The sequence below is a fragment of the Roseateles sp. genome, from assembly GCF_039929605.1.
Classification (GTDB): domain Bacteria; phylum Pseudomonadota; class Gammaproteobacteria; order Burkholderiales; family Burkholderiaceae_C; genus Pelomonas.
The window spans coordinates 75,195-95,323 of the sequence record NZ_JBDSQX010000133.1 but is presented as its reverse complement, the minus strand read 5'-3'; the positions used below and the strand labels follow the sequence as shown (position 1 = coordinate 95,323).

20 protein-coding genes are annotated in these 20,129 nt (G+C 66.4%); 10 read left to right on the top strand and 10 right to left on the bottom strand.

All coding sequences use genetic code 11. The annotated features are described in order from the left end of the window. Positions 1-1,639, bottom strand: a 1,639-nt coding sequence (locus ABIS05_RS18360) for a sodium-translocating pyrophosphatase (RefSeq protein WP_348012055.1), incomplete at its 3' end; no start/stop codon positions are given. Between the two features lie 162 nt (positions 1,640-1,801). Here ABIS05_RS18360 and ppa point away from each other — a divergent pair. Further along, positions 1,802-2,341 (top strand): inorganic diphosphatase, encoded by a 540-nt coding sequence (gene ppa / locus ABIS05_RS18355; RefSeq protein ID WP_348012054.1) that lies wholly within the window; start codon positions 1,802-1,804, stop codon positions 2,339-2,341. Positions 2,342-2,359: 18 nt separating this feature from the next. Here the strand turns inward: ppa and ABIS05_RS18350 are convergent, their stop codons facing one another. Continuing rightward, a complete protein-coding gene (locus ABIS05_RS18350) occupies positions 2,360-3,568 on the bottom strand; it encodes a GNAT family N-acetyltransferase (protein ID WP_348012053.1) in 1,209 nt (402 codons plus the stop codon). Between ABIS05_RS18350 and ABIS05_RS18345 the strand changes: the two genes are divergently transcribed. Both ABIS05_RS18345 and ABIS05_RS18340 read left to right on the top strand, forming a co-directional pair. After that, positions 3,567-5,240 (top strand): NAD+ synthase, encoded by a 1,674-nt coding sequence (locus tag ABIS05_RS18345; RefSeq protein WP_348012052.1) that lies wholly within the window; start codon positions 3,567-3,569, stop codon positions 5,238-5,240. The two genes, ABIS05_RS18350 and ABIS05_RS18345, sit on opposite strands and share 2 nt — an antisense overlap. 27 nt (positions 5,241-5,267) lie before the next feature. After that, positions 5,268-5,606: a P-II family nitrogen regulator gene (locus ABIS05_RS18340; RefSeq protein ID WP_056198291.1), complete on the top strand. Its 339-nt coding sequence runs from the start codon at positions 5,268-5,270 to the stop codon at positions 5,604-5,606. A 224-nt stretch (positions 5,607-5,830) separates the two neighbouring features. On the opposite strand, the gene ABIS05_RS18335 is transcribed toward ABIS05_RS18340, so the two are convergent. From ABIS05_RS18335 to ABIS05_RS18305, 7 genes are all read right to left on the bottom strand, one after another. Beyond that, entirely contained in the window at positions 5,831-6,442 is a 612-nt protein-coding gene (locus tag ABIS05_RS18335) for a LysE family translocator (protein WP_348012051.1), read from the bottom strand. 66 nt (positions 6,443-6,508) lie between these two features. After that, positions 6,509-7,300: an AraC family transcriptional regulator gene (locus ABIS05_RS18330; protein WP_348012050.1), complete on the bottom strand. Its 792-nt coding sequence runs from the start codon at positions 7,298-7,300 to the stop codon at positions 6,509-6,511. 18 nt (positions 7,301-7,318) lie between these two features. Beyond that, complete coding sequence (locus tag ABIS05_RS18325) at positions 7,319-7,696, bottom strand: diacylglycerol kinase (protein ID WP_348012049.1); 378 nt, start codon at positions 7,694-7,696, stop codon at positions 7,319-7,321. Between the two features lie 73 nt (positions 7,697-7,769). After that, a complete protein-coding gene (locus ABIS05_RS18320) occupies positions 7,770-8,273 on the bottom strand; it encodes an RDD family protein (RefSeq protein ID WP_348012048.1) in 504 nt (167 codons plus the stop codon). After that, positions 8,270-9,109 (bottom strand): DUF3106 domain-containing protein, encoded by an 840-nt coding sequence (locus tag ABIS05_RS18315; protein WP_348012047.1) that lies wholly within the window; start codon positions 9,107-9,109, stop codon positions 8,270-8,272. The genes ABIS05_RS18320 and ABIS05_RS18315 overlap by 4 nt, the downstream gene beginning before the upstream one ends. 4 nt (positions 9,110-9,113) lie before the next feature. Next, complete coding sequence (locus ABIS05_RS18310) at positions 9,114-9,587, bottom strand: DUF3619 family protein (protein ID WP_348012046.1); 474 nt, start codon at positions 9,585-9,587, stop codon at positions 9,114-9,116. Further along, on the bottom strand, positions 9,584-10,150 hold the full coding sequence (locus tag ABIS05_RS18305) for an RNA polymerase sigma factor (RefSeq protein WP_348012045.1): 567 nt from the start codon (positions 10,148-10,150) through the stop codon (positions 9,584-9,586). Before ABIS05_RS18305 ends, ABIS05_RS18310 begins: the two co-directional genes overlap by 4 nt. Before the next feature lie 233 nt (positions 10,151-10,383). Here ABIS05_RS18305 and ABIS05_RS18300 point away from each other — a divergent pair, with 233 nt between their 5' ends. The 3 genes from ABIS05_RS18300 (at position 10,384) to ilvC (ending at position 13,882) form a co-directional block, all read left to right on the top strand. Next, positions 10,384-12,165, top strand: a complete 1,782-nt coding sequence (locus ABIS05_RS18300) for an acetolactate synthase 3 catalytic subunit (protein ID WP_348012044.1) — start codon at positions 10,384-10,386, stop codon at positions 12,163-12,165. A 164-nt stretch (positions 12,166-12,329) separates the two neighbouring features. Next, the gene (gene ilvN, locus ABIS05_RS18295; protein WP_348012043.1) at positions 12,330-12,821 is read left to right on the top strand and encodes an acetolactate synthase small subunit; all 492 of its coding nucleotides are present in this window, start codon (positions 12,330-12,332) and stop codon (positions 12,819-12,821) included. Between the two features lie 44 nt (positions 12,822-12,865). After that, entirely contained in the window at positions 12,866-13,882 is a 1,017-nt protein-coding gene (gene ilvC, locus ABIS05_RS18290; RefSeq protein ID WP_348012042.1) for a ketol-acid reductoisomerase, read from the top strand. A 59-nt stretch (positions 13,883-13,941) separates the two neighbouring features. Here the strand turns inward: ilvC and ABIS05_RS18285 are convergent, their stop codons facing one another. Then, a complete protein-coding gene (locus ABIS05_RS18285; protein WP_348012041.1) occupies positions 13,942-14,442 on the bottom strand; it encodes a DUF1579 domain-containing protein in 501 nt (166 codons plus the stop codon). Positions 14,443-14,533: 91 nt separating this feature from the next. Between ABIS05_RS18285 and pssA the strand changes: the two genes are divergently transcribed. The 4 genes from pssA to pbpG all read left to right on the top strand — a co-directional run bounded on the left by pssA (position 14,534) and on the right by pbpG (position 20,127). Next, entirely contained in the window at positions 14,534-15,358 is an 825-nt protein-coding gene (gene pssA, locus ABIS05_RS18280) for a CDP-diacylglycerol--serine O-phosphatidyltransferase (protein ID WP_348012040.1), read from the top strand. Positions 15,359-15,548: 190 nt separating this feature from the next. Then, a complete protein-coding gene (gene leuA, locus ABIS05_RS18275) occupies positions 15,549-17,246 on the top strand; it encodes a 2-isopropylmalate synthase (RefSeq protein ID WP_348012039.1) in 1,698 nt (565 codons plus the stop codon). Beyond that, positions 17,243-18,784 (top strand): 2-isopropylmalate synthase, encoded by a 1,542-nt coding sequence (locus ABIS05_RS18270; RefSeq protein ID WP_348012038.1) that lies wholly within the window; start codon positions 17,243-17,245, stop codon positions 18,782-18,784. Before leuA ends, ABIS05_RS18270 begins: the two co-directional genes overlap by 4 nt. Positions 18,785-19,191: 407 nt before the next feature. Further along, on the top strand, positions 19,192-20,127 hold the full coding sequence (gene pbpG / locus ABIS05_RS18265; RefSeq protein ID WP_348012057.1) for a D-alanyl-D-alanine endopeptidase: 936 nt from the start codon (positions 19,192-19,194) through the stop codon (positions 20,125-20,127). Positions 20,128-20,129: the final 2 nt, after the last annotated feature.

The window sequence follows — 20,129 nt, the reverse complement described above, 5'->3', positions numbered from 1 at the left end:
CATCGGCGAACTGCTTGCGCACCTCGACGACGACCGCCCCGGCCGCGCGGCCCACCGCTTCCATCGCCATGGCGGCGAACAGGAAGGGGATCAGGCCACCGAGGAAGAGGCCGAGGATGACCTTGTGGTCGGACAGCGAGAACACCTCGTGCAGCCCGCGTGCTTCCAGCGCGTGCGTGTAGTCGGCAAACAGCACCAGCGCGGCCAGGCCGGCGGAGCCGATGGCATAGCCCTTGGTGACGGCCTTGGTGGTGTTGCCCACGGCGTCCAGCGGGTCGGTGACGTCACGCACGCTGGCCGGCAGCTCGGCCATCTCGGCAATGCCGCCGGCGTTGTCGGTGATGGGGCCATAGGCGTCGAGCGCAACGACGATGCCGGCCATGCTGAGCATGCTCGTTGCCGCCACTGCGATGCCGTAGAGGCCCGCCAGCGCAAAGGCCGAGTAGATGGCCGCGCAGACGAAGAGCACCGGCCAGGCGGTGGACTTCATCGACACGCCCAGGCCGGCGATGACGTTGGTGCCGTGGCCGGTGGTAGAGGCCTGCGCGACGTGCTGCACCGGGTGGTACTGCGTGCCGGTGTAGTACTCGGTGATCCAGACCATGGCCGCCGTCAGCAGCAGGCCGACCGTGCAGGCGCCGAACAGTGCCATCGCGCTCGTCGTGCCGCCAGCGGTCAGCTCGATGGGGCCGGGAAACATCGCCCTGGTGACGAAGAAGAAGGCGATCAGGCTCAGCACGCCGGCCACGATCAGGCCCTTGTACAGCGCCGGCATCACGTTCTTCATGCCCGGGCTGGCCTTGACGAAGTAGCAGCCGATGATGGACGCGATGATGGACACGCCGCCCAGCGCCAACGGGTAGACGACGCCGGCCAAGGCGCTTGTTCCGGTGATCATCAGCGAGGCCAGCGCCATCGCGGCGATCAGCGTGACGGCGTAGGTCTCGAACAGGTCGGCCGCCATGCCGGCGCAGTCGCCGACGTTGTCGCCCACGTTGTCCGCGATGACGGCCGGGTTGCGCGGGTCGTCCTCCGGGATGCCGGCTTCCACCTTGCCCACCAGGTCGGCGCCCACGTCGGCGCCCTTGGTGAAGATGCCGCCGCCCAGGCGCGCAAAGATCGAGATCAGCGACGAGCCGAAGGCCAGGCCCAGCATGGGCTTGAGCGCCGTGCTGTCATGCCCGCCGCCGATGGCAAGATAAAAGCCGCCCACGCCCAGCAGGCCCAGGCCCACCACCAGCATGCCGGTGATGGCGCCGCCCTTGAAGGCGACGTCCAGCGCCGGGCCGATGCCCTTGGAGGCGGCCTGCGCGGTGCGCACGTTGGCGCGCACCGAGATGTTCATGCCGATGAAGCCGCAGATGCCCGACAGCACCGCGCCGATGACGAAGCCGACGGCCGTCGTCAGGCCCAGGCCCGACACCGCGATGGCAATGGTCAGCACGACGCCGACGATGGCGATGGTGCGGTACTGCCGGCCGAGGTAGGCGGCGGCACCTTGCTGGATCGCCGCAGCGATCTCCTGCATGCGGGCATTGCCCGGGTCTTGGCTCAGGATCCAGCTTCGTTGTATGAAGCCATAAAGAACGGCCGCGAGGCCACAGGCCAGCGCAAAGTACAGCGCCATTTCCGTCGACATGTATGAGTCTCCTGTTCAGCGTGTGATCCATGGCCCGCAGCAGGGTAGGCGCGGACTCGGCGGTTTGAGCTTACGGGCCGGGCTTGACACCGCAGTTGCGCGTTTACCAGTGCAGTACGGGAAATCTAGAATGCGGGTTTTCCAGCCCCCAAGAACGAGACCATGAGCCTGCACAACGTGACCCCCGGCGCCAAGGTGCCCGACGAGTTCAACGTGATCATCGAGATCCCGATGAATGCCGACCCGATCAAGTACGAGGTGGACAAGGAGAGTGGCGCGTTGTTCGTCGATCGCTTCCTGACCACGCCGATGTACTACCCCTGCAACTACGGGTACATCCCCAGGACGCTGGCGGACGATGGCGACCCGGTCGATGTGCTGGTCATCACCCCGTTCGCGCTGACGCCCGGCGTTGTCGTGACCTGCCGCCCGCTGGGCGTGTTGATGATGGACGACGAAGCGGGTGGCGACGCCAAGCTGCTGGCCGTGCCGACCAACAAGATCCTGCCCATGTACAGCCACTGGGAAACGGTCGACGACGTGAACCAGATGCGCCTGAAGGCCATCCAGCATTTCTTCGAGCATTACAAGGACCTGGAGCCGAACAAATGGGTCAAGGTCAAGGGCTGGGAAGGCCCGGAGAAGGCCAAGTCCGAGATCACCGAAGGCATGGAAAACTACGCCAAGGCGCTGGCCAAGTAAGCCTCGCGCTGCCTTGACTCACGAAGACGCCGCATCAGCGGCGTCTTTCGCTTTGAAGGGTGCGTGTTCGCCCAGTTCGTTGATATAGCCGGCCATCGCCTCGCCCTCGCGCGCCAGGAAGTCGTCGACCGCATTGCGGAAGTCCGGGTGCTCCAGCCAGTGGCTCGATGCAGTCGGCGTCGGCATCAGCCCGCGTGCCATCTTGTGCTCACCCTGGGCGCCGCCTTCAAAGCGCGTGTAGCCGCTGGCGATGCACCAGGCCAGCGGCTGGTAGTAGCAGGCGTCGAAGTGCAGGTTGGGGATGTGCTCGGTCGCGCCCCAATAGCGGCCGAAGGCGGCGCGGCGGTCGGGGTCCAGCGCGATCAGCGACGTGGCGACGCGCTCCTCGCCGCCATCACCTCGTTTGGCCGTGAACATCAGCCAGTGCTCGGGCATGTCGCTCGCCATGCGGGCAAAGAAGTCGCGGCTGAGGTAGGGCGTGCTGTGGTGTTCGCGATAGGTCTGCTGGTAGCAGCGGTAGAAGTAGGCCCAGTCTTCCGCCGTGATGTCGCGGCCTTGGCGAGCTTCGAACACGACACCCGCCTCGCGCACGCGGCGCTGCTCCTGCTGGATCTTTTTGCGCTTGTCGCGTTGCAGCCGGGCGAGGAAGGTGGCGAAGTCGGCATCGCCCTCGCTCGTCCAGTGGAACTGCACGCCCGCGCGCGCCGTGCAGCCGGCCTCAAGGAGCGCCGCCTGGTCAGCCTCGTCGCCGAACAGCACATGCAGCGACGACGCGTCGGTCTCCTTCGCCAGCGCCCGCAGCGCCTGGGCCAGCAAGGCCCGCGCCTCGTCGTCCACCGCCAGCAGCCGGCTGCCCGGCACAGGCGTGAACGGCACGGCGACCAGCAGCTTGGGGTAGTAGGCGAGGCCGTGACGGCGGTAGGCGTCGGCCCAGGTCCAGTCGAAAACGTATTCGCCGTAGCTGTGCGTCTTGAGCCAGGCCGGGCAGGCCGCCACCAATTCGTCATCCAGCCAGATCGACACGAACTGCGGCTGCCAGCCGGTTTGGGCCGTCGCGCTGCCCGAGGCGTGCATGGCGCGCAGATAAGCCATGCGCATGAAGGGCGTCGGCCGTGCTTGCCGGGCGAGCAGCGCGTCCCACGCGTCCAGAGGCAGTGCCGCCGGGTCGGCATCGACCCGGATGACATAATTTTTTGCTGCCGTCGCACCGTTTGAAATGAGTCCCATGCCCTCGCCGTCCGTCAAAGTCGCCCTCGCCCAGATCAATGTCACCGTGGGCGACCTTGCGGGCAACGCGGACCGCATCATTGCGCAAGCGCGCCAGGCGCACGCGGCCGGGGTTGATCTGGTCGTCACGCCGGAGCTGGCGCTGTGCGGTTACCCGCCCGAGGACCTGCTGCTGCGCCCGGCCTTCCTGGCCGCCTGTGGCGTGCAGCTGCAGCGCATTGCCACCGAGCTGGCCGACCTGGCGGGCTTGCATGTGGTGGTGGGCCACCCGATGGCGCGCGAGGACGGCGTGGCCCGTGAGCGAAGCTGGTCGCTGCCGCCGTGCCTGAACGCGGCGTCGGTGCTGACGGGCGGCCACGTCACGCAGACCTACGCCAAGCGCGAGCTGCCCAACTACCAGGTCTTCGACGAACGCCGCTACTTCTATTCGGGCCGGGATGCGGGCCTCGGCCCCGTCGTCTTCGACGTGCGCGGCCTCAAGGTCGGCTTGCTGATCTGCGAGGACGCCTGGTTCGACGAGCCGGCCGCCGCCGCGCAAGCCGCAGGCGCCGAAGCACTGTGCGTCATCAACGCCTCGCCCTTCCACATCGGCAAGGTCGCGGAGCGCGAGGAGCGCATGGCCGAACGCGCACGCGCCTCGGGCCTGCCGCTGTTCTACGCCCACCTTGTTGGCGGGCAGGACGAGGTCGTCTTCGACGGCGCGTCGTTTGCCATGCAGGCCGACGGCACGCTGGCCGCGCGCGCGCCGCTGTTCGAGGAGGCGTTGGCCGTCGTCGAGGTGGACGTGGCCACCAAGCACCTCAGCGGCGCCATCGCCCCGGAGCCCGAGTTCGAGGCGCAAGTCTGGCAGGCCCTCGTCACCGGCGTGCGCGACTACCTTGGCAAGAACGGCTTCCCCGGCGCGCTGATCGGCCTGTCCGGTGGCATCGACTCGGCGTTGGTGCTAGCCATCGCGGTCGATGCGCTGGGCGCCGACAAGGTGCGCACGGTCATGATGCCGTCGCCCTACACGGCCGACATCTCATGGATCGATGCGCGTGACATGGCCGAACGCCTGGGCGTTCGCTACGACGAGAAATCCATCGTGCCGGAGTTCGATGCCTTCCTCGGCACGCTCGCCGACGAATTCAAGGGCCTGCCGCTGGACGCGACCGAAGAGAACATCCAGGCGCGCATCCGCGGCACGCTGTTGATGGCGCTGTCCAACAAGTTTGGCAGCATCGTGCTGACGACCGGCAACAAGAGCGAGATGGCCACCGGCTACTGCACGCTCTACGGCGACATGGCCGGCGGCTTCGCCGTCATCAAGGACGTGGCCAAGACGCTGGTCTTCCGCCTCGCCCGCTGGCGCAACGCGCAAGGCGCCGAGATCATCCCGGACCGCATCATCACGCGCCCGCCCTCGGCCGAGCTGCGCCCCGACCAGAAGGACGAGGACAGCCTGCCGCCTTACCCGGTGCTGGACGCCATCCTCGCCCTCTACATGGAGCAGGACCAGTCCATCGCCGAGATCGTCTCGGCCGGCTTCAAGCCCGAAGACGTCGAGCGCGTCACACGGCTGATCAAGATCAATGAATACAAGCGCCGCCAGGCGCCGGTGGGCATCCGCATCACCCACCGAGGCTTCGGCCGCGATTGGCGCTACCCCATCACATCCAAGTTCCGTGCGTAAACTCGGCACAGACAACCGGAGCCCGTCATGAAGCAGATCACCGCCATCATCAAACCCTTCAAGCTCGACGAGGTGCGCGAGGCGCTGGCCGAGGTGGGCGCCTCGGGTCTGACGGTCACCGAAGTCAAGGGTTTCGGTCGCCAGAAGGGCCACACCGAGTTGTACCGCGGCGCCGAGTACGTGGTCGACTTCCTGCCCAAGGTCAAGGTCGAGGTCGTCGTGAAGGACGACGAGGTCGATCGCTGCATCGACGCCATCCTGAAGGCCGCCAAGACCGGCAAGATCGGCGACGGCAAGATTTTCGTGCTGCCGGTCGAACAGGTCGTTCGCATCCGCACCGGCGAGACGGACGAAGCTGCAGTGTGAGGTGCCCCTCGCCCAGCCGCGCGAGCTGAACGCCGCGCAGTTGGTCGGTCTTGCAGACCGCGCTGCGGCAGTGCCGCAGCCCTTCGGCAGGCACATGCCGCCCACTGGGCGCCATGTGTCCGGCCTCAGCCCCGAGGGGACGGCGATGCTCGCGGCATTAGGCCGCGAGCACATCGCCAGACGGGCCGGCTTGGGAGCGGCCCGGCGCTCGGCCCAGAAGTGAATCAGCGCTCCGTCAGAGCCAGCTTCAAGCCCAGGGCCACGAATGTGGCCGCAAAGCTGCGACGCAACCACGCCATCGCCGTTGCGCTGCCCAGCACTCGGTCGCGCATACGGGCCGCGAAGGCGCCGTAGAGCGCGAAGACCGCGAAGGTCATGGCCATGAAGATGGCCGACAACCGCAGCATCGCGACGGTCGGCGCCGCTTCATCCTTCGCGATGAACTGCGGCAGGAAGGCCAGGAAGAACATCGACAGCTTGGGGTTGAGCAGGTTCACGAGCACGGCGTGCCGGATCACTTGCCAATCTGTGCGCCGGGCGCTGTCCGGCTCGATGCGCAGCACGCCTTGTTCGCGCCACGTCATCCAGGCGAGGTAGAGCAGGTAGGCGACCCCGGCGAACTTCACCGCCTCGAAGGCGAGGGCGCTGGCGTGCAGCAGCGCCGCCAGGCCGGTTACCGCCGCCAGCATGTGCGGCACGATGCCCAGCGTGCAGCCCAGGGCCGCGACGGCCGCCGTGCGCGTGCCGCGCGACAGGCCAGTGGCGATGGTCACCGCCGCGCCCGTGCCTGGCGAGGCGACGACGAGCAGCGAGACGGTCAGGAATTCGAGGTTCATATGGGCGCTCCTTGACGAGAGGGCCAATGCTGCGGCCGCCACCCAGGTGCCGTCTTGAACGAAATTTCAGCGGCGGTTGAACGGTGTGAAGGCGCCGGGTGTCAGCCCCAAGTTGCGCGCAAAGCAGCGCGTCATGTGGCTCTGGTCCGCAAAGCCGCTGGCTGCTGCGGCCTCGGCCAGCGGCAGGCCGCCGCGCACGAGCTGGCGGGCGCGCTGCACACGGCGCTGCAGCAGGTAGGCGTGGGGCGGCAGGCCGGTCAGGCGCGTGAAGGCGCGCAGGAACTGGTAGCGGCTCAGGCCGGCGCCGGTGGCCAGCGCTGCCAGCGTCAGTGTGGCGGCGGGGTCGTCGTCGATGCGCTCGCGCGCGGCGGTGACGCCGGCGCTCACGGCCGGGCGTTCGGCAGGCGAAGGCAGCAGCAGTTGGGCGGTCAGCGCCAGCAGCGCGGCCTCCGACTGCAGCGCGTCGTCGGTCGTCGCCGCGTCGAACAGCGCGCGAAAGCGGGCCGACAGCACCGCATCGCGAATGACTGGGGCCTTGAACTCGAAGGTCGAGGCGGGCGTGATGTCTGCCGCTGCGTCCAGCAACCGCGCCGGGTCGACGTAGAGCATGCGCCAGCGCCGCCCGCTCGCGTCGTTAGGTCGGCCGTCATGCACCTCGCCAGGGTTGACGGTGATCAGGTCGCCCGCACCGGCCTCGACGACGCCGCACCCGCTGGCCGATTTTTGCGCGCCGCGCTCGATGAGGCCGATGCCGAACTCATCATGCGTGTGGCGGCCGAAGGCTTGGGCGGAGTCGGCCAGCACCACCTCGACGCCGTCGACGCGGCTGGGGAGGAGGTTGAAACCGCGAGCCTTCACGGGCCCGACTTTGGCACGTCAGCGCAGGTGCTGCCAGGCGGCCGCGGCCCAGATGCCGGCTGCCAGGAGCAAGGCCATCAGCACGGCGGCGCTGGCGATGTCCTTGGCGCGCTTGGACAGCTCATGCCGCTCGAAGGACACGCGGTCGACGACCGCCTCGATGGCGGAGTTCAGCAGCTCGACGATGAGCAGCATCGCCAGCGAACCGAGCAGCAGCGCGATCTGCACCCAGCCCTGGCCCAGCCAGAACGCTAGCGGCGCGGCAATGACGCAAAGCCAGGTCTCCTGGCGGAAGGCGCTTTCGCCCGTGTAGGCGGCCTTGAGCCCGGCCCAGGAATAGCCGGCCGCGTGAATGATGCGGTCCAGGCCGGTTCGGCCCTTGTGCGGGTTGGTCATGGTGCACCCTTCGGCCTGCGGCCTTGTCCCGCCAGGCGGGAGCGAGCTTGCTTGGGGCGGCCCGGCGCGGCGCTCATGAACGCACCGGTAGTTGGGTGATGACGCGCGACCCGCAGATCGCATCGTGCAGGAATTGTCGCTGCGGGTGCAGGCGGGCGAGGAGCGCGTAGCCCACGATCCACGCCCCGATGCCCGCAGCCAACGCACCCCCTCGCGCGCCGAGCAGCCACAGGCTCAGCCCAGGCAGTATCCAGAGCCAGCTGAGCACGTAGCGGGCGAAGGCCCTGCCCACGCGCAGCGGCTGACCGTGCAGATCCACCACGCGCAGGTGCCAGGTCTTCAGCGCGAGGGTCTGGCCGCTGCGCGTCCAGAACGTCACGAAGTACACGCCCGGTACAACGAAGGCGAACACATAGCCTGGCAGTCCGAAGAGGGCGTCCTCTTGCCGGGTCAACACCACGTAGACGAAGCAGGCGAAGAACAGCACGCCGAACAGCAACACAGCTTCGTAGACGAAGGCCGCGAAGCGTCTCGCCAGGCCAGGAGGCGTGGCGTGCAGGTCGGCCGGCGCCGTCATTGCCGAGGGGCTGACGCGGGTCGCTGCGCCTTCAGTGACCGGGGCAGCAGCGTCTTCGGGTCGACAAGGGCGGGGTCGGCGATGACCTTGGTCTGTCCCGCCGACTGATGGTCGGGCAGGGCCGTGCCACGCGTCATCAGTACCGTCGTCGCGCCGGGTTTGGCCTGGACGAGACTGCCGGCCACCGGGGTCGGCGCCACCAGTTTGGGCGCGGCGGGGACGATGTTGGATTTCGCCTGGGCCGCGAGCGACTTGGGCGCACGCGCCGGCACGGCGGCCTGCGCCTGGCGTCGGGCGATGCCCCTGTCCGCCAATGCCTGGCGCTCCGCGAGCGGCAAGGCTTGATAGGCCTCCCAGCGGGCCTGCCGTTGCTCGGCGGTCACCTGTCTGGCGACCTGAAAGCCGATGCGCGCATTCACGCGTTCGGAGCCGCTCAGGCGCGTCCAGTCACGAATGCGGTCGTGCACACGCTTGATTTCGTCGCCCGACATCGTCGCCAGCGTGGGCGTGGCGCTGAGCCATTTGCTGCGTTGCGAATCGGAAATGTCGGCCCAGTCCCGCTCCAGCGGTGCGAGCAACGCCTGCTGCTTCGGAGTCAGGCCGCTCCATGTGGCGGGCGGCACGCTGAGGGCGGCCGGTGCCACCGGCTTGGCCAGCGGCGGCCTCTTGTTGCCCGGGGCTACAGGTGCAGCGGCCGCGCTTGCACCGGTTTCGGGCGCCGCAGTGGCGTCCGGCGCTTGCGCAAAAGCAGAAAGCCCCGCTGCGCTGAGCAGCAGGGCCAACAGCAGGCGGGGGAGGGTGGCGGGCAGCGTCGACGCGGCTCGGGTCTTGCGCATCCGGTCATTCTTCCCCGTCTCTGAGGAACTCTGCGAAACCCGGGTCGCTGAAGGCGGCGGGCGGCAGGTTGTCGCTGAGCAGGGCGGTGTCGACCTCTGCGGCCGCCGCAATCTGCTCGTTGACCTGGCCCTGCTGCATCAGCAGCAGGCCCGCCAGCAGCAGGATCAGCGGCAGCGCGGAACCGAGCTTGGCCCACAGGCCGTTGCCGCCATCGCCGCCGCGCGGGCCGCCGTTCAGCGCCAGCGTCGAACCCATCTGCACGGCTGCGGGGGCAGCGTTGCTGACGACAACGGCGCTGGCCGCGCGGGCCTGGACAGCGCGCGCGAGGGCCTGTTCGCGTGCAAATCGCAGGCGCTCCGACACGTCATGCGGCAGGGCGTTGTTACGTTCGGTCAGGCTGGCGGCGACACGCAGGCCGAAGCGCGTGATGCGGGCATCAAGTTCAGCGGGCGGTGCGGAAAAATTTGGCGAATTCATAGCGTGATCCCCTTGGCCTTGAGCGCCTTGGCCAGTGAGTGAACCGCTCGGGAGCAGTGCGTTTTGACACTGCCTTGCGAGCATCCCATCACGGCAGCCGTCTCGGCTACATCCAGTTCCTCCCAGTAACGCAGCAGGAAGGCTTCTCGTTGACGAGTCGGCAACTGTTCGACCTCGGCCTCGATGCGCTGCAAGATCTGCGCCCGGCTGACCTCGTCGGCGGCGCTCAAGGCGCCCAGTGCACCTTCCTGGGATTCGAGGACTTCCAGGATGTCAAAGTCTTCGTCGGACGAGCCGCCTTCGAAGTCGGACATGTTCGTCATGACCGACTGGCGCACCTTCTTGCGCCGGAAGTGGTCCATCGTCGCGTTCGACAGGATGCGCTGGAATAGCGGTGGCAGTTCGGCCGCAGGGCGGTCGAAATACTTCTCCGCCAGCTTGATCATGGCTTCCTGCACGATGTCGAGGGCGGCATCGTCGTCGCGAACGAGGTAGGCCGTGCGCTTGAAGGCGCGGCGGTCCACGGTACGCAGGAAGTCGTTGAGTTCTTTGTCGGTGGCCAAGGCTTGGGGCGTGGAGGTCCAGGCAGCAGCGCGGATTATGTCATTCGCCGGATACGAAGGCTCGGGCGTTTTCGACCGGCATAATACGGTTTCGCAATAGCGTCACTGGTCTCTTGGTGGCTGCCCGACTCGGGTCCCATCTGTTGATCGCGCAGGTTCCGAATCCACCTCATGAGGGTGAGAAGAGGAGCACCAATGGTTTTTCGTTAGAGAAATTCACAAAGGTTCTAAAAATGGACATGTCTGCCGCGGAAATCAAGCGCGCCTCCCAGGCGCAGCCGCATACCCCCTCCCAAACACCGACGGAGCTCAATGGCTCCGAAATCCTCGTTCGCTGCCTGCAGGCCGAAGGGGTGCGCCATCTCTGGGGTTACCCGGGCGGCGCGGTGCTCTATATCTACGACGCGCTCTACAAGCAGGACAGCATCCAGCACGTGCTGGTGCGCCACGAGCAGGCCGCCGTCCATGCCGCTGATGGCTTTGCCCGCGCGAGCGGTGAAGTCGGCGTGGCGTTGGTGACGTCGGGCCCGGGCGTGACGAATGCCGTGACCGGCATCGCGACGGCCTACATGGACTCGATCCCGATGGTCATCATCACGGGTCAGGTGCCGAGCGCGGCCATCGGCCTGGACGCCTTCCAGGAGTGCGACACGGTCGGCATTACGCGCCCCATCGTCAAGCACAACTTCCTGGTGAAGGACGTGCGCGACCTGGCTGTCACGCTGAAGAAGGCCTTCCACATCGCCCGCACTGGCCGTCCCGGCCCGGTCGTGGTGGACATCCCCAAGGACATCTCGCTGGCCCGCACGACGTTCAGCTACCCGGACCGCGTCGAGATGCGCTCCTACAACCCGGCGAAGAAAGGGCACAGCGGCCAGATCCGCAAGGCCGTGCAGCTGCTGCTGCAGGCCAAGCGGCCCTATATCTACACGGGTGGCGGCGTCATCCTCGGCGAGGCTTCTGCCGAGTTGCGCCAGTTGGTCGACATGCTCGGATTCCCGTGCACGAACACGCTGATGGGCCTGGGCGCCATGCCCGGCACCGATCCGCGCTTCCTGGGCATGCTGGGCATGCACGGCACGTATGAGGCCAACATGACCATGCAGCACTGTGACGTGCTGCTGGCCGTGGGCGCGCGCTTCGACGACCGCGTCATCGGCAACCCCAAGCACTTCGCTTCGGTCGAACGCAAGATCATCCACGTCGACATCGATCCCTCGTCGATCTCCAAGCGCGTGCGTGTCGACATCCCCATCGTCGGCGACGTGAAGGACGTGCTGCAGGAGCTGATCGCCCAGATCAAGGAGTTGCAGGCCAAGCCCGATGCCAACGCCCTCAGCGCCTGGTGGAACCAGATCAACGAGTGGCGCCGCAAGGACTGCCTGGTTTTCAAGGACTCGGACGAAGTCATCAAGCCGCAGATGGTGGTCGACACGTTGTGGAAGCTGACCCGCGACCGTGACACCTACATCACCAGCGACGTCGGCCAGCATCAGATGTGGGCCGCGCAGTACTACAAGTTCGACCAGCCGCGCCGCTGGATCAACTCCGGCGGCCTGGGCACGATGGGCGTGGGCTTGCCCTACGCGATGGGCATCAAGCTTGCCAAGCCGGAGGCGGACGTGTTCTGCATCACCGGCGAAGGCAGCATCCAGATGTGCATCCAGGAGTTGTCGACCTGCTTCCAGTACAAGACGCCGGTCAAGATCGTCTCGCTGAACAACCGCTACTTGGGCATGGTGCGCCAGTGGCAGCAGATCGATTACGGCAGCCGCTACTCGCACAGCTACATGGATGCGCTGCCCGACTTTGTGAAGCTGGCCGAGGCCTACGGTCACGTCGGCATCCTGGTTGAGAAGCCCTGCGACGTGGAGCCGGCGCTGAAGGAAGCGATGCGCCTCACGGACCGCACGGTCTTCCTCGACATCCGCACCGATCCGACCGAAAACGTCTGGCCCATGGTCAAGGCGGGCAAGGGCATTTCGGAAATGCTGCTGGGGTCGGAAGACCTGTAAGCGCCAGAAGCCGCGGGCTTTGACGGGGGTTACCGCCCTCGGTGAAGCGCACGGCGGACGTCGAGTACAGCCGACCCAACGCAATCCCCTCAACGATTCGAACCCGCTGCCAAGGCCCGCTGGTTACCGCCAGCGGGGCTGAAGAGCAGCAAGGACGAGATTCCATGAAACACATCATTGCCTTGCTCATCGAGAACGAGCCCGGTGCGCTGTCGCGCGTCGTCGGCCTGTTCTCCGCCCGTGGCTACAACATCGAGAGCCTGACCGTCGCGCCGACCGAGGACGCGTCCCTGTCGCGCATGACCATCGTGACGACGGGCAGCGACGAGGTCATCGAGCAGATCACCAAGCACCTGAATCGCCTCATCGAGGTCGTCAAGGTCGTCGATCTGACCGAAGGCAACTACACCGAGCGTGAGCTGATGCTCATCAAGGTGCGCGCCGTCGGCAAGGAACGCGAGGAGATGAAGCGCACCGCCGACATCTTCCGCGGCCGCATCATCGACGTCACCGAGAAGACCTACACCATCGAGCTGACCGGTGATGCCGGCAAGCTCGACGCCTTCATCGACGCGATCGACCGCGCCGCCATTCTCGAAACCGTCCGCACGGGTGCTTCCGGCATCGGCCGCGGCGAGCGCATCCTGCGCGTCTGATCCGTCTTCAACCCCCACACCCAATTTTTCCTGGAGCGACCCTCATGAACGTCTACTACGACAAAGACGCCGATCTGAGCCTGATCAAGGGCAAGAACGTCACCATCATCGGCTACGGCTCACAAGGTCATGCCCACGCGCAGAACCTGAACGACAGCGGCTGCAAGGTCACCGTCGCGCTGCGCAAGAGCGGCGCGTCCTGGGCCAAGGCCGAAGGCGCTGGCCTCAAGGTCGCGGAGATCGCCGACGCCGTGAAGTCGGCCGACGTCGTCATGATCCTGCTGCCCGACGAGCAGATCGCCGAGGTCTACAAGAACGAAGTCGAGCCCAACATCAAGGAAGGCGCGTCACTGGCCTTCGCGCACGGCTTCAACGTGCACTACGGCCAGGTCACGCCGCGTGCCGACCTGGACGTGTGGATGGTCGCCCCCAAGGCCCCCGGCCACACTGTGCGCGGCACGTACAAGCAAGGTGGCGGCGTGCCTCACCTGATCGCCGTCTACGCCGACAAGTCCGGCAAGGCGCGTGACCTGGCGCTGAGCTACGCCGCAGCCAACGGCGGCGGCAAGGCCGGCATCATCGAAACCAACTTCCGTGAAGAAACCGAGACCGATCTGTTCGGCGAGCAAGCCGTGCTGTGCGGCGGCGCCGTCGAGCTGATCAAGGCCGGTTTCGAGACGCTGACCGAGGCCGGTTACGCGCCGGAGATGGCCTACTTCGAGTGCCTGCATGAGCTCAAGCTCATCGTCGACCTGATCTATGAAGGCGGCATCGCCAACATGAACTACTCGATCTCGAACAACGCCGAATACGGTGAGTACGTGACCGGGCCCAAGGTCGTCACCTCTGCCACCAAGGAAGCGATGCGCCAGTGCCTGAAGGACATCCAGACCGGCGACTACGCGAAGAGCTTCATCCTGGAAAACAAGGCCGGCGCGCCGACGCTGCTGAGCCGTCGTCGCCTGAACGCCGAACACCCCATCGAGATCGTCGGCGAAAAGCTGCGCGAGATGATGCCCTGGATCAAGGCCAACAAGCTGGTCGACAAGGCCAAGAACTGATCAACGCGGTTCGCGTGATCTGAAAGGCCGGTGCCGCGAGGTGCCGGCCTTTTTTGCTTTCAGGCGGCGATGCGGATGAACTGCATGCGCCAGTTGGTTTCCCAAGTCGCGCCGGCGTCGGGCGAGAAGGCCTGCTGCCAGAGCGGATGCCCGTCGGCACCGATGGACCACGTGAAGCGCACGCGAATCGGCCGGCCGTCGAGCTGGTCGTCCGCGTAGAACTGGCCAACGCCTTGCTCGAAGGCGCCACGTACCGGTACGTCCAGCGTGTGGGGTGAGCGGCCGTCCAGCCACCAGATCGCCCACAGGCCGGTCGCGGCGTCGAAGGAGCGCATCGCTGCGGCGCGGTAGGGGCCCCCTTGGTCATGCGGCAGATGCAGCAGGTTGTCCTCGATGTTGCCCCAGCCGCCGAGGATCTTGCGCGTCGACGTGAGGCCTTCGAAGCGCGTCCATTCGGTGCAGCCATTCAGCCGCGAGTTCAGCCGCTCGTGCAGCACTCGCCAGTCGCCGATGATGAAATCGAAATCGGCGGGCGCCATGGGGTCGAGGTCTTGCAGCATGGCGGAGCTTCCAGAGTTGAGGAGTCGCGGCATGCTAGGTTTGACCGCCGACGAGACGTGTCAGCAGGCACCCTGCGCTATCCTGCCGCCCATGACCCCTGACCCTACCGAGGACGACGAGTCCAGCATCGCCGTCCGGCCCCGCCGCAAGGGCATCTACGCGCTGCCCAACGCCATCACGCTGGCCGCGCTGTTCAGCGCCTTCTACGCCATCATCATGGCCATGAACGGCCGCTTCGAGGTCGCCTGCGTCGCCATCTTTGCTGCGGCAGTGCTCGACAGCATGGACGGTCGCGTCGCGCGCATGACCAACACGCAGTCGGCCTTCGGCGAGCAGATGGACAGCCTGTCCGACATGGTTGCCTTCGGCGCCGCGCCGGCCCTCATCGTCTACATGTGGGCGCTCAAGGATATGGGCAAGCCCGGTTGGATCCCTGCCTTCGTCTACATCGCCGGTGCCGCGCTGCGCCTGGCGCGCTTCAACGTGAACATCGGCGTCATCGACAAGCGCTACTTCCAGGGCTTGCCCAGCCCAGCGGCGGCGGCCATCGTCATGGGTTTGATCTGGTGTGCGGTCGACGCGCCCTGGTACGACGGCGTGGGCAACATGCCCTGGCTGCGCTGGACGGCGTTTGGCGTGACCTTGTTCGCCGGGCTTTCGATGGTCACGAATGCGCCCTTCTACAGCTTCAAAGTCTTCGACCGCCGGCGCAGCGTGCCCTTCATCGTGCTGGTGGCCATCATGCTGGGCATCGGCCTCATCGCCCTCGATCCGCCCACGGTGTTGTTCGCGATCTTCTGCGTGTACGGCCTGTCGGGCTACGTCATCTACGGCTGGCGCAAGTCCAAGGGCAAGCCCGTCAGCGTCATCTCCACCAGCACCGATGAGCCCGATGAACGCGGCTTGCATCAGTAGGCTTTCGTGCTAGATTCCAACCCCATGAGTCGCGCCAGCATTTGCCTGCTACTAGCCCTAGAGGAACCACGGGTTCGCTAGTCAGTCACGCCTTCGCACTTCTGACACCAACGGCCCGTATGCAACCGCAGCGGGCCGTTCGTGTTTTCAAAGGCTGCAGGTTGCGCCACCCCACTCCCGGATGGAAACCATGTTGAAGCACCCGCAGCAGAAGTACCGCGCTTTCGCCCCCGTCACCTTGCCGGACCGCACCTGGCCCGACGCCGTGCTGACCCGCGCGCCGATCTGGTTGAGCACCGACCTGCGCGACGGCAACCAGGCGCTGATCGAGCCGATGGACATCGCCCGCAAGCTGCGCATGTTCCAGCAACTGGTGAAGATCGGCTTCAAGGAGATCGAGGTCGGCTTCCCGTCGGCGTCGCAGACCGAGTTCGATTTCGTGCGCCTGCTGATCGACGGCGGCCATATTCCCGACGACGTGACGATCCAGGTGCTGACGCAGGCCCGCGCCCACCTGATCGACCGCACCTTCGAGTCGCTGGACGGCGCCCAGCGCGTCATTGTCCACGTCTACAACGCGGTCGCGCCCATCATGCGTCGCGTCGTGCTGGGGCAGGACGAAGACGGCATCGTCGAGCTGGCCTCGTCGCACGCCCGCCAGATCAAGGAGCTGGCCGCAGCACGGCCGGGAGTGGATTGGCGCTTCGAGTACTCGCCCGAGATGTTCTCCAGCACGGAGCTGGCCTTCAGCAAGCGCGTCGTCGATGCGGTCACTGCGGTGTGGGCACCGACGCCTGAGCGCAAGTGCATCATCAACCTGCCGGCCACCGTCGAGCACAGCACGCCGAACATCTTTGCGGACATGATCGAGTGGATGCACCGCCACCTCGAACGCCGCGATTCCATCGTGCTGTCCGTCCACCCGCACAACGACCGCGGCACCGGCACGGCTGCGGCTGAGTTCGCGCTGATGGCGGGTGCCGACCGCGTCGAGGGTTGCCTGTTCGGCAACGGCGAGCGCACCGGCAACGTCGACATCGTCAACATCGCGCTGAACCTCTACACCCAGGGCGTCGACCCGCAGCTGGACTTCTCCGATATCGACGACGTGCGCCGCTGCGTCGAGCACTGCACGCAGATCCCCGTGCACCCGCGCCACCCCTACGTCGGCGACCTCGTCTACACCTCCTTCTCCGGCTCGCACCAGGATGCGATCAAGAAGGCCTTCGCCGCGCGCAAGGCCGGCGACATCTGGGACATGCCCTATCTGCCCATCGACCCCAAGGACCTCGGGCGCAGCTACGACGCCGTCATCCGCGTGAACAGCCAGTCCGGCAAGGGCGGCATCACCTATCTGCTTGAAACCGAATACGGGCTGGAGCTGCCGCGCCGCCTGCAGATCGAGTTCAGCCAGGTCGTGCAGCGCGTCATGGACGACGCCGGCAAGGAGCTGACGGCCGCCGACATCTACGCCATCTTCGAGCGCGAATACGGCATCGGTGACGCTACCGCCACCGTCGTGCAGCCACAGATGACCGAGGTGGCCGGCGGCGCCATGCGCTTGTCGGCCGAGGTTGTGCTGGGTGGCTGGATGGGCCATGTGCAGGGCGAGGGCAACGGCCCCATCGACGCCTTCGTCAACGCGCTGGCGGCCCGCCTCGGGCAGGAGGTGCGCGTGCTGGACTATCACGAACATTCCATGGGCTGCGGCGCCGATGCCCGTGCCGTGGCCTACCTGGAACTCCGCGTCGGCAATGTGACGCGCCACGGCGTGGGCATCGATGGCAGCATCGTGCGTGCGTCCATGCAGGCCATCCTTTCCGGCCTGGCGCGGGCGCCGTTGACCGTGCCGCCCATTCAATCCCAGCGAAAGGAGAGCGCGCGATGACCGACAAGCTCATCATCTTTGACACGACGTTGCGCGACGGCGAGCAATCGCCCGGCGCCTCGATGACGCGCGAGGAAAAGCTGCGCATCGCCCGCCAGCTCGAGCGCATGAAGGTCGACATCATCGAGGCGGGTTTTGCGGCGTCGAGCAACGGCGACTTCGAGGCCGTGAAAGCCATCGCTGCGGCGGTCAAGGACAGCACCGTCTGCTCGCTGGCTCGCGCCAACGACCGCGACATCTCGCGCGCGGCTGAAGCACTGGCCGGTGCCCACCGCGCGCGCATCCACACCTTCATCGCCACCAGCGAACTCCACATGGAGAAGAAGCTGCGCATGACACGCGAGCAGGTGCTGGAGCAGGCCACGCTGGCGGTGCGCTTCGCGCGCAACCTGTGCGGCGACATCGAGTTCTCGCCCGAGGACGGCTATCGCTCGGACATCGACTTCCTGGCGCGCGTCTGCGAGTCCGTCATCAAGGAAGGCGCTGGCACCATCAACATCCCCGACACCGTCGGCTACGGCATCCCTGAGCTGTACGGCGACTTCATCCGCCGCCTGCGCGAGAAGGTGCCCAACTCCGACCAGGCGATCTGGAGCGTGCACTGCCACAACGATCTCGGCATGGCCGTCGCCAACTCGCTGGCCGGCGTGAAGATCGGCGGCGCGCGCCAGATCGAATGCACGATCAACGGCCTGGGCGAGCGAGCCGGCAACTGTTCGCTTGAAGAAGTCGTTATGGCGCTCAAGACGCGGCGCGATTACTTCGGCCTGGACGTCGGCATCGACGCGACGCAGATCGTGCCTGCCTCCAGGCTGGTGTCGCAGACCACCGGCTTCGTCGTGCAGCCCAACAAGGCCGTCGTCGGCGCCAATGCGTTTGCGCACGCCAGCGGCATCCACCAGGACGGCGTACTGAAGGCGCGCGACACCTACGAAATCATGCGTGCCGAGGACGTCGGCTGGGCCGCCAACAAGATCGTGCTGGGCAAACTGTCGGGCCGCAATGCGTTCAAGGCGCGCCTGCAGGAATTGGGCATCCAGCTGGACAGCGAGACCGAGGTCAACGCGGCCTTCGTGCGCTTCAAGGATCTGGCCGACCGCAAGAACGAGATCTTCGACGAGGACATCCTGGCCCTGGTCATGGACGAGTCCGTCATCGCCGACCAGGAGCACTACCGGCTGCTGTCGTTATCCCAACGCAGCGAGACCGGCGAGCGCCCGCACGCGGCCATCGTCTTCTCCGTGGGAGGCCTGGAGCACCGCGCCGAGAGCGACGGCAACGGTCCGGTGGACGCAACGCTGCGCGCCATTGAGTCCGTCGTCGAGTCGGGCGCGGAAATGCAGCTGTACTCGGTGAACGCCATCACCAGCGGCAGCACCGAGGCACAGGGCGAGGTGACCGTGCGGCTGCAGCACGCGGGCCGCGTCGTCAACGGCGTGGGCGCCGACCCGGACATCGTCGTCGCCTCCGCCAAGGCTTATCTGAGTGCGCTGAACAAGCTGCAGAGCAAGGTCGAGCGCGTCGCGGCGCAGGGCTGATGCGGCTTTAGGCGCTGTAACCGGCGTGACCCGCGTCACGCCGGGCGCAATCGTTACCACGCGGCGTGGAATCTGACGCGTAAAGGCAAGGCTACTTGGGATCCGGATCGGGTGCCGCGCCGTCAGAATCGCCTCCAAGGTCGCCGCAGGCAGCGTGCGGAACCGGCGGGCAAGTGGTTTGCGGGGTGATCCCAATACCTTTGGCTTGTCAGCCGAGGCCTACTGGAACGCGTTGGAACTGCTGCACACGCAAAAGGGCCGTTGCCGAGACCTCACTTGAGGTATCGGGCCTAAGTTCTTATCTTGTCAGTGAAATTGACGTCACGTACACTGCCGTCCAGCTGTTGGGGAACCCGTTGAAGACTTCACTCGCCGCCGCACTTCTGAGCCTCAGCCTGCTGTCCTTCATGGGCACTACCCAGGCTGCTACCGCCAGAAAATCCACCAAGGCCATGAAGTCCAGGCCCGTTGCCACCCAGGTTCGCAAGACCAGGTCAGTGGTCGTTCGCAAGCCGGTCGCTTTCGTGCCGGCCGTGGCCACCTTCGGCATGGCCGCCGGCCTGCACGCGGCGGACGACCCGCTGGCGCTGAAATCCAGCGTCGCCTACGTGCTGGACCAGGACACCAACGAGGTCCTCTTTTCCAAAAATCCGCAGGCCGTGCTACCGATCGCTTCCATCACCAAGCTGATGACGGCGCTGGTCGTCGTCGAGTCGGGCCTGCCGATGGACGAAAAGCTGACGGTGACGGACGAAGACAAGGACACCGAGAAGGGCACCGGCTCGCGCCTGGCCTTCGGCACGACGCTGACACGCGGCGAGATGCTGCATCTGGCGCTGATGTCCAGCGAGAACCGCGCCGCTCATGCGTTGGGCCGCAACTATCCGGGTGGGCTGGAAGCCTTCGTTGCCGCGATGAACGCCAAGGCCATCAGCCTGGGCATGGCGGACACGCATTACGTCGAGCCCACCGGCCTGTCCAGCCGCAATCAGAGCAGCGCGGCCGACCTGGCCAAGCTCGTCAACGTGACCAGCCAGGTGCCGCTGCTGCGCGACCTGTCCACGTCCCGCGAGGCCCGTGTGGCGCTGGGCAAGCGTCTGGTGCAGTTCCGTTCCACCAACGGCCTGCTGTCCAACCCGCTTTGGGACATCGGCCTGCAAAAGACCGGCTTCATCAACGAGGCCGGTAAGTGCCTCGTCATGCAGGCCAGCATGGCAGGGCGCAAGCTCATCATGGTGTTCCTGGATTCCAGCGGCAAGGCCTCGCGGATCGCTGACGCCGAGCGCATGCGCAAGTGGCTGGCGACGCTGCCGGGCGAAGCGGCGGTGGCTGCGAAGCTCTGAGC

Excerpts from the sequence above, each read along its gene's own strand:
- ppa (WP_348012054.1), top strand. The coding sequence starts at position 1,802 with ATGAGCCTGCACAACGTGACCCCCGGCGCCAAGGTGCCCGACGAGTTC.
- ABIS05_RS18345 (WP_348012052.1), top strand. The coding sequence starts at position 3,567 with ATGCCCTCGCCGTCCGTCAAAGTCGCCCTCGCCCAGATCAATGTCACC.
- ABIS05_RS18350 (WP_348012053.1), bottom strand. The coding sequence starts at position 3,568 with ATGGGACTCATTTCAAACGGTGCGACGGCAGCAAAAAATTATGTCATC.
- ABIS05_RS18340 (WP_056198291.1), top strand. The coding sequence starts at position 5,268 with ATGAAGCAGATCACCGCCATCATCAAACCCTTCAAGCTCGACGAGGTG.
- ABIS05_RS18335 (WP_348012051.1), bottom strand. The coding sequence starts at position 6,442 with ATGAACCTCGAATTCCTGACCGTCTCGCTGCTCGTCGTCGCCTCGCCA.
- ABIS05_RS18325 (WP_348012049.1), bottom strand. The coding sequence starts at position 7,696 with ATGACCAACCCGCACAAGGGCCGAACCGGCCTGGACCGCATCATTCAC.
- ABIS05_RS18320 (WP_348012048.1), bottom strand. The coding sequence starts at position 8,273 with ATGACGGCGCCGGCCGACCTGCACGCCACGCCTCCTGGCCTGGCGAGA.
- ABIS05_RS18315 (WP_348012047.1), bottom strand. The coding sequence starts at position 9,109 with ATGCGCAAGACCCGAGCCGCGTCGACGCTGCCCGCCACCCTCCCCCGC.
- ABIS05_RS18310 (WP_348012046.1), bottom strand. The coding sequence starts at position 9,587 with ATGAATTCGCCAAATTTTTCCGCACCGCCCGCTGAACTTGATGCCCGC.
- ABIS05_RS18300 (WP_348012044.1), top strand. The coding sequence starts at position 10,384 with ATGGACATGTCTGCCGCGGAAATCAAGCGCGCCTCCCAGGCGCAGCCG.
- ilvN (WP_348012043.1), top strand. The coding sequence starts at position 12,330 with ATGAAACACATCATTGCCTTGCTCATCGAGAACGAGCCCGGTGCGCTG.
- ilvC (WP_348012042.1), top strand. The coding sequence starts at position 12,866 with ATGAACGTCTACTACGACAAAGACGCCGATCTGAGCCTGATCAAGGGC.
- ABIS05_RS18285 (WP_348012041.1), bottom strand. The coding sequence starts at position 14,442 with ATGCTGCAAGACCTCGACCCCATGGCGCCCGCCGATTTCGATTTCATC.
- pssA (WP_348012040.1), top strand. The coding sequence starts at position 14,534 with ATGACCCCTGACCCTACCGAGGACGACGAGTCCAGCATCGCCGTCCGG.
- leuA (WP_348012039.1), top strand. The coding sequence starts at position 15,549 with ATGTTGAAGCACCCGCAGCAGAAGTACCGCGCTTTCGCCCCCGTCACC.
- ABIS05_RS18270 (WP_348012038.1), top strand. The coding sequence starts at position 17,243 with ATGACCGACAAGCTCATCATCTTTGACACGACGTTGCGCGACGGCGAG.
- pbpG (WP_348012057.1), top strand. The coding sequence starts at position 19,192 with ATGGGCACTACCCAGGCTGCTACCGCCAGAAAATCCACCAAGGCCATG.